Origin of the sequence: Streptococcus oralis, assembly GCF_001578945.1 — a bacterium.
Taxonomy (GTDB): domain Bacteria; phylum Bacillota; class Bacilli; order Lactobacillales; family Streptococcaceae; genus Streptococcus; species Streptococcus oralis_Q.
This window is the reverse complement of sequence record NZ_KQ969551.1, coordinates 214,689-222,363: the sequence shown is the minus strand read 5'-3', so window position 1 is coordinate 222,363 and position 7,675 is coordinate 214,689. Positions and strand designations below refer to the sequence as shown.

General features: G+C 38.2%; 9 protein-coding genes. 5 read left to right on the top strand and 4 right to left on the bottom strand.

The window, feature by feature from the left end; all coding sequences use genetic code 11:
* Positions 1–801, bottom strand: an 801-nt coding sequence (locus SORDD16_RS03780; RefSeq protein WP_128973462.1) for a formate--tetrahydrofolate ligase, incomplete at its 3' end; no start/stop codon positions are given.
* A 219-nt stretch (positions 802–1,020) separates the two neighbouring features.
* On the opposite strand from SORDD16_RS03780, the gene SORDD16_RS03775 reads away from it, so the two are divergent.
* From SORDD16_RS03775 to SORDD16_RS03755, 5 genes are all read left to right on the top strand, one after another.
* Complete coding sequence (locus SORDD16_RS03775) at positions 1,021–1,710, top strand: phosphopantothenate--cysteine ligase (RefSeq protein WP_061452434.1); 690 nt, start codon at positions 1,021–1,023, stop codon at positions 1,708–1,710.
* 11 nt (positions 1,711–1,721) lie between these two features.
* On the top strand, positions 1,722–2,273 hold the full coding sequence (gene coaC / locus SORDD16_RS03770) for a phosphopantothenoylcysteine decarboxylase (RefSeq protein ID WP_061452433.1): 552 nt from the start codon (positions 1,722–1,724) through the stop codon (positions 2,271–2,273).
* Positions 2,257–2,820, top strand: coding sequence for an ECF transporter S component (locus SORDD16_RS03765; protein ID WP_061452432.1), 564 nt, complete (start codon positions 2,257–2,259; stop codon positions 2,818–2,820). The genes coaC and SORDD16_RS03765 overlap by 17 nt, the downstream gene beginning before the upstream one ends.
* A 235-nt stretch (positions 2,821–3,055) precedes the next feature.
* A complete protein-coding gene (locus tag SORDD16_RS03760; protein WP_061452431.1) occupies positions 3,056–3,583 on the top strand; it encodes an ECF transporter S component in 528 nt (175 codons plus the stop codon).
* Between the two features lie 11 nt (positions 3,584–3,594).
* Entirely contained in the window at positions 3,595–4,110 is a 516-nt protein-coding gene (locus tag SORDD16_RS03755; protein ID WP_000159158.1) for a transcription repressor NadR, read from the top strand.
* Here SORDD16_RS03755 and SORDD16_RS03750 read toward each other — a convergent pair.
* From SORDD16_RS03750 to SORDD16_RS03740, 3 genes are all read right to left on the bottom strand, one after another.
* Positions 4,107–4,574: an 8-oxo-dGTP diphosphatase gene (locus SORDD16_RS03750; protein WP_061452430.1), complete on the bottom strand. Its 468-nt coding sequence runs from the start codon at positions 4,572–4,574 to the stop codon at positions 4,107–4,109. The genes SORDD16_RS03755 and SORDD16_RS03750 overlap by 4 nt on opposite strands.
* Positions 4,575–4,706: 132 nt before the next feature.
* Positions 4,707–6,743: a hypothetical protein gene (locus SORDD16_RS03745; RefSeq protein WP_061452429.1), complete on the bottom strand. Its 2,037-nt coding sequence runs from the start codon at positions 6,741–6,743 to the stop codon at positions 4,707–4,709.
* Between the two features lie 33 nt (positions 6,744–6,776).
* On the bottom strand, positions 6,777–7,675 hold an 899-nt coding region (locus tag SORDD16_RS03740; RefSeq protein WP_241733966.1), incomplete at its 5' end, for a helicase-related protein.

Here is a 7,675-nt window from a genome sequence, read left to right as displayed (position 1 = left end):
TACAAAAGCAGGCGTTCCATAAATGGTTTGCACGAGGTTTGGTTTAATGGCGTCTTTTAAGATGAGCGCCAAAGCACCTTCAACTTGTAAATCACCTACAGAAACAGGCGTACGGTCATAGCGATAACCAATTACAATATTGGCCAAGCGGCGTTTCAAGTCTTCAATATCGGTTGCTAGACAAAGAATAGCCATGATTTCAGAAGCTACGGTAATGTCAAAACCATCCTCGCGTGGAATACCATTTAGAGGACCACCAAGGCCAACTGTCACATGACGAAGGGCACGGTCGTTCAAGTCAACGACACGTTTCCAGAGAATACGACGTTGGTCAATTCCCAGTTCATTTCCTTGGTGCAAGTGGTTGTCAATCAAGGCTGAAAGGGCGTTGTTGGCAGTTGTAATAGCATGCATATCTCCAGTAAAGTGGAGGTTGATGTCTTCCATTGGCAACACTTGGGCATAACCACCACCAGCTGCACCACCTTTGATCCCCATCACTGGACCAAGAGAGGGTTCGCGGATAGCAATCATAGTTTTCTTGCCAATCTTGTTCAAAGCATCCGCAAGACCAATGGTAATGGTTGATTTCCCTTCACCTGCAGGCGTTGGGTTGATAGCCGTCACTAAGATCAACTTCCCGACTGGATTCTTTTCTACTTCCCGAATCTTCTCAAAACTAAGTTTGGCCTTGTATTTGCCGTACAATTCCAAATCGTCATAGGAAATCCCTAGCTGGTCAACCACATCAACGATGGGTTTAAGTTCAACGCTTTGTGCAATTTCAATATCTGTTTTCATCAAGAACTCCTCTAGTGTGATACCTCATTATAACACAAAAAAATCATTATTTCAGCCATTAGGTTTGTAAATGTTCGTTATTTAAAGAAAAAACATAGAAAATGACTTCTCTTTTTTAGATTTTATATGGCTTTATAGTTAAAAACTATAGAATTCTCAAACATACCTATTTTATCGCTTTCATTTTACTTACTCCTCTTTTTTTTGTACAATAGTTCTATGAAAATTTTAGTTACATCAGGTGGGACCAGCGAAGCTATTGATCAGGTTCGCGCTATTACCAACCACTCAACCGGTCAGTTGGGTAAAATTATCTCCGAAAAGTTACTGGCGGCAGGTCACGAAGTTTTTCTGATTACAACGAGACGAGCTGTCAAACCAGCCCCACATCCTCAGCTAACGATTCGTGAAATTACCAATACCCAAGATCTCCTAGAAACCGTTAAGAATGTTGTTCAGGATTATCAGGTTTTCATTCATTCCATGGCCGTGTCTGACTACACACCTGTTTATATGACAAGTCTAGAAGAAGTCGCAAGTATCCCGAATGTAGTCGACTTACTCAGCAAGAAAAACGAAGAAAGTAAGATTTCCTCCAAAGAAGAAGTGCAAGTGCTCTTTCTCAAGAAAACACCCAAAGTCATCTCTCTCATCAAGGAATGGAATCCCGCTATTCATCTGATTGGCTTTAAACTTTTGGTGGATGTCAGTCAGGACAAATTGATCCAAGTAGCCAGAAATAGTCTTAAAACAAACCAGGCTGATTTGATTGTGGCCAATGACTTGAGCCAGATTCGAGACCAACAACACCTAGCCTATCTAGTGAGTAACGAGACTGTTGAAACAGTTCACACCAAAGAGGAGATTGCGCAAGCCCTCGTAAAAAACATCCAAAACTTAAATGGATAGAAAGGAAGTCTATGGCACGTATTACCTTAGGCGTGACAGGATCAATCGCCGCTTATAAGGCAGCAGATCTGGTCAGCCAGTTAAAAAAACAGGGGCATGAGGTCACGGTTTTGATGACTCCTAGTGCCACTCAATTTATCCAACCATTGACCCTTCAGGTCTTGTCTCAAAATAAGGTTCATCTGGATGTCATGCAGGAGCCCTATCCTGATCAAGTCAATCATATCGAACTAGGCAAAAGGACCGACCTTTTTATTGTAGCCCCAGCTACTGCTAATACCATCGCAAAGTTAGCCCATGGATTTGCTGACAACATGGTGACAAGCACTGCCCTTGCTTTACCAAACCACGTCAAAAAGTTAGTCGCACCTGCTATGAATACTAAAATGTACGAACATCCTGCTACCCAAGCCAATCTCCATACCTTAAAAAACTATGGTTACCACGTTATCAGCCCGCGGGAATCACTCCTTGCCTGTGGTGATCATGGTCGGGGGGCTCTGGCAGATCTGGAAACTATTTTACAAAACATAAAGGAAACCCTCGATGAACAAACGCTCTAACATTGCACCAATTGCGCTCTTTTTTGCCAGTATGATTGTGCTTCATTTACTGAGTTCCATTCTTTTTAATCTCCTACCCTTGCCCATCAAACCAACCATCGTTCACATTCCAGTAATCATTGCTAGTATCATCTATGGTCCTCGAGTTGGAGTTACACTTGGTTTCTTGATGGGGCTACTTAGCTTGACGGTAAACACGGTTACCATCCTTCCAACCAGCTACCTCTTCTCACCATTCGTACCGAACGGAAACATCTATTCTGCGATTATCGCTATTGTCCCTCGAGTTTTGATTGGTCTGACACCTTACTTGGTTTATACATTATTAAAAAACCGAACGGGTCTCATCTTTGCTGGTGCTATCGGTTCCCTTACCAATACTGTCTTCGTACTTGGAGGAATCTTCTTCCTTTTCTCAAATGTCTACGACGGAAATATCCAAAAACTCCTGGCAACGGTTATTTCTACAAACTCAATTGCTGAAGTGCTTATCTCAGCCATCCTAACTGTAACAATTGTCCCACGCTTACAGACCTTGAAAAAATAACTTCACTTTCATCCTTGAAGGTGGAGTTATTTTTTTCACTAGTAAAGGTTTATCTCTACTCATAAATAGTTATTTACCAAGGAATCATTCGTTCAAAATGTTGAAAATATAGGAAAATCTTTTGAATCTATCACCCACACTTTTGAAATTTTTCTTTAAAATCAACTCTGACTCTTGACTTGATTGACTATTTATTGTACTATACTTGTGTATATACAGATAAATGGAGGTTCTTATGGATATACGGAAAAAAACGCAGTTTATGACCATGACTGCACTACTCACAGCAATCGCGATTTTGATTCCGATCATTATGCCTTTTAAAATCGTCATCCCGCCCGCTTCTTACACTTTGGGAAGCCATATCGCCATCTTTATCGCCATGTTCCTATCACCTTTGATGGCTGCTTTTGTGATTATTGCTTCTAGTCTCGGCTTCCTGATGGCAGGCTACCCTATGGTTATCGTACTGCGCGCCTTTTCTCACATCGTTTTTGGTATTTTGGGAGCATTTTACTTAAAAAAATTCCCTGAAACCTTGGATAAACCAAAGGCATCTTGGATTTTTAACTTTGTTTTGGGTGTTGTTCATGCTATCGCTGAAGTAATAGCTTGTATCATCTTTTATGCTACTTCAGGGACAAATGTTGAAAATATGTTTTATGTTCTCTTTGTCCTCGTTGGTTTTGGCACAATTGTCCATAGTATGGTAGACTATACATTAGCACTAGCTGTCTATAAAGTGCTTCGAAAACGTCGCTAAAAGGAAAAACTATGACAAAGGATCGCAAACAAGCTCTTCTCAAACTGTTAAAAGAGGCGCCAAAAGCTCTCAATGGTCAAACCTTGGCTGAGCACTTTCATGTCACTCGTCAGGTCATCGTCCAAGACATTGCCATCTTGCGAGCCGATGGCGCTCCTATCCTATCCACCAATCGTGGCTATATCTACAAAGAAAATGATGCCAGTCCCTACGTTCACAAACTCTTTAAAGTGAAACATGAACTGGAAGAAATCGGTCAGGAACTACTAGCCATTGTAGATAACGGCGGACGCGTTCAAAATATCTTAATCGATCATCCCGTTTATGGCGAAATTGAAACCCTACTCAAACTCACTTGTCGCCGAGATGTCCAGCACTTTCTGGAACAAGTCGAGAATTCAGACTTTAGACCCCTTTCTGAATTGACAGACGGCATCCATTACCACCTTGTTGAAGCTGAGACACAACAAGATCTCCACTATATAGAGGAGGCCTTGGATCAGTTAGGTTATTTAGTAAAAGACTAGAAAATTTCTTTCTCCCAGCCGTCCTCTGTACGGTGGCGATAGAAGAACTCAGACTTGTCAGGTGCTTCCATCATTTCCATCAAGGGTAGCATATCATAGGCCAGATCCAAGTTTGGAATCTGGTCTTTTTGCACCCAAGATACTTCTCCTTCTTCGGAGGATTGGAGACTTCCAGTAAACTCTGTCGCCTTATAACAAAAAACGATGTAGCGCCCACCTGTATCTAAAGGCCAATTTTTAATGCCGACTAGTTGGGGATTCTGAATAGTCAAACCAGTTTCTTCATAAATCTCACGAATGACAGACTCTTCGAAAGCCTCGCCATTCTCAACATGACCTCCTGGAAAAGCGTAGCCAGACCAGTGATTGTTTTCAGGAGACCGATATTGCATGACTACTCGCTTATTTTCTAGATCTTCGATTAGACAGATGTTGGTTAAAATAGTTGCTTGGGCACGGGACATAAATTTACTCACTTTCTAAAGTTTTAAAACATATATTTATAGTATTTTATTTTGGATTTCACGCTAAAAGTGAGTCATAGGATTAAGGTATTCATCACAATTTTAAATACATATTTTCACTTCTTCAATTCTTTAATCAGTAGCTATTAAATCTTTTTTTAATTCTTCCAACACTTCTAAATCAATATTGTATTCTTTATAAACTTTACTTTTAAAATATTCTTCTGTTCTAAAAAGTATTTTATTAATCAAATTAAGAGATTCAAATTTATTACCAGTATATATTTTCATTGTGATTCCTATGAGAGGGAATATAGTGATTATATAAGTTAAAATATCAAAATTCCACTTATTACCTATATAAATAAATAATAAAACTATTAAAATCAAAACTATTGTTATTAATCCTCTTATGAACTTAATCCTTCCTGCGACCTTTTTATCAGCATTATCTTTTCTAGCCTCTATATCATTAATTCTTTTCTGAACCTGGATTCTTTTCTCATTAGAAATTCTAGTAATTTCTTTCTTGCTATTCTCCACTTCTTTCTCAGCACGCTTTTTCTCTTCAACTACCTTTTGTCTATCTAATTCTTTAACCTTATTATCATGTTCCAATTTTTTTACTTTCTTTTCTAATCTCTCCTTTCCTGATTTATATATTTCTAATCCATTTGGCTTAATAATATCGTCAATATTATTTAGTTGCTCCTGATCTATATCCTCGGGTTTCATCATTTTTTTACGCAGTTCAATAATATTTTCATTCAAGTCGTCTTCTGACAACTCTCCTTTTTTATAACTTTCTTTTACTTTATCATATTGTTTAGCAACTTTTTGGGTTAAAATGTTAGATAATATCAATCTAGACTTTTCTAATATATTAAACGTAGAAGGCAAGTGCTCAGAACCAAATCCTTTATTTAAGTCAAACCATAAGCGATTAGTTAGTGATGACATACTGATTGCGAGAGGAGCATTAAAATCTTCATTTTCTTTATTAAAATCATTAGCCATTTGTAAAATCTTTCCAACTTCAGTGATGACTAGATGCTTTGACTCTTTTAAAGATAAACTTTCAGAATTAATATCATCCTTCTTTCTTAAAATATTTGTATAGTTTAAGTGTTTTAAATATTTTTCCTTATTCTCAGCAGCTAAACCATACTTCTCTACAATTTCTTGACTCTCAATATTAAAATCATGATACTTTGGAGAATAATAATTTAATGAATCGGCTTCTGAAATAGAATGCTGCTTCAATATGTTAGCAAATCTTGCACGTTTATTTATCACATCAGCTGGAGTTGAGCAATCTCTTACAATTTCTTCCATTGCAACATTTCCGATATCAGCACTTCTATTACCTTTGACTATTTCTTCTGCAGTACCGAAGAAATGCTCTATATCTTCGCTAACTTCTTTATAATATCGTATTGAAATAATTCGTTTGCTGCTTTTTTGATTCATTTCATTAATTAATTGAAACATGTCATTAGCTAAATTCTGGAAAAACAAACCATTGTATCCAGCTAAATGAAATAGTATTTCTGTTTCAACATATAAATTGATACTATTTTTCCATGTTAATTTACTAATATCACTCGTATAATTTAGTCCCGAAAATAAAATAGCTCCTTCTTTTATCTGATTGATATCTTTAAGGAAAGCGGCATCAGTGTTATTCTCAATAATAAACTTACTTATAATGCTTGAATAATCCCCATTAAACGAATCATCTAACAAGAATGATGTGAATTCTCTTGTCAGCTTTTCCTCATTTATTTCTTGGTCTTTATCTTCTTCATTCTTAACATATTTTATAAGCCTTGACATCAACGCACGACTTTTCAAACCAGATTCTTCTAATTCTTGTGTAATTTCACTATCTGAGGAGAGATTATCTTGACTAACTGAAAATTGCCTATCTCTTTTGGATACAAAATCTATTCTTTTGATTGCTGATTGAATAACATAACTAGGAATACGGAATCCAAAATTTTCATTTAACAATGATGACATTTTTTCAACATCAAAACTATTTAATTCATTACTCACTATGGTATGTTCGATAAACTTTGATATTATGAAGTAAGTATCTTTTTTCCCATCATTGTATAATTGACGGTATGTAGCATACGACGCTAATTTATTAACTTGACTAATCATTTCTAATCTCCTATTTTATTAATATTTCATACTCTAATCCAACGCCTTCACTTCCAGCATCATATCACGGATCTGAGCTGCCAGTTCAAAGTCAAGCACTTCGACGGCTTCATGCATTTGTTTCTCTAGTTTCTTGACTAGGTCTTTGCGTTCTTGTTTGTTGAGGCTATTGATGTCGACTTCCTTGTCCTCTTCCTTAGCAACTGCCTTGGTTACGGCGATTAGGTCACGGATTTCTTTCTTAATGGTTTGAGGTACGATACCATGCTCTTCATTATAGGCCATCTGGATTTTCCGACGACGGGCAGTTTCATCGATGGCACGTTGCATAGACTGAGTCATCGTGTCCGCATACATGATGACATGCCCTTCGCTATTACGGGCAGCACGTCCAATGGTCTGGATGAGGCCACGTTCGTTACGGAGGAAACCTTCCTTGTCAGCATCTAGAATAGCAACCAAGCTTACCTCAGGAACGTCAATTCCTTCGCGCAGTAGATTGATCCCGACCAAGACATCAAAGACACCCAAACGCAGGTCACGAATAATCTCTGTCCGTTCCAAGGTCTTGATGTCCGAGTGCATGTACTTGACTTTGATGCCCATTTCTTTAAAGTAGTCAGTCAGGTCTTCTGCCATTTTCTTGGTCAGGGTGGTGATAAAGGTCCGCTCGTTCTTTTCAACACGGGCATTGATTTCCCCTAGGAGGTCATCGATCTGTCCCATAGTTGGACGAACTTCCACCTCTGGGTCTAGAAGTCCTGTCGGACGAATGATTTGCTCAATCACTGTCTCGGTCTGTTCATTTTCATAGTCACCAGGTGTCGCTGAAACGTAAACAATCTGATGAACATGGCTTTCAAACTCTTCACGACGTAGAGGACGATTGTCCAAGGCAGACGGCAAACGGAAACCATAATTGACCAACATTT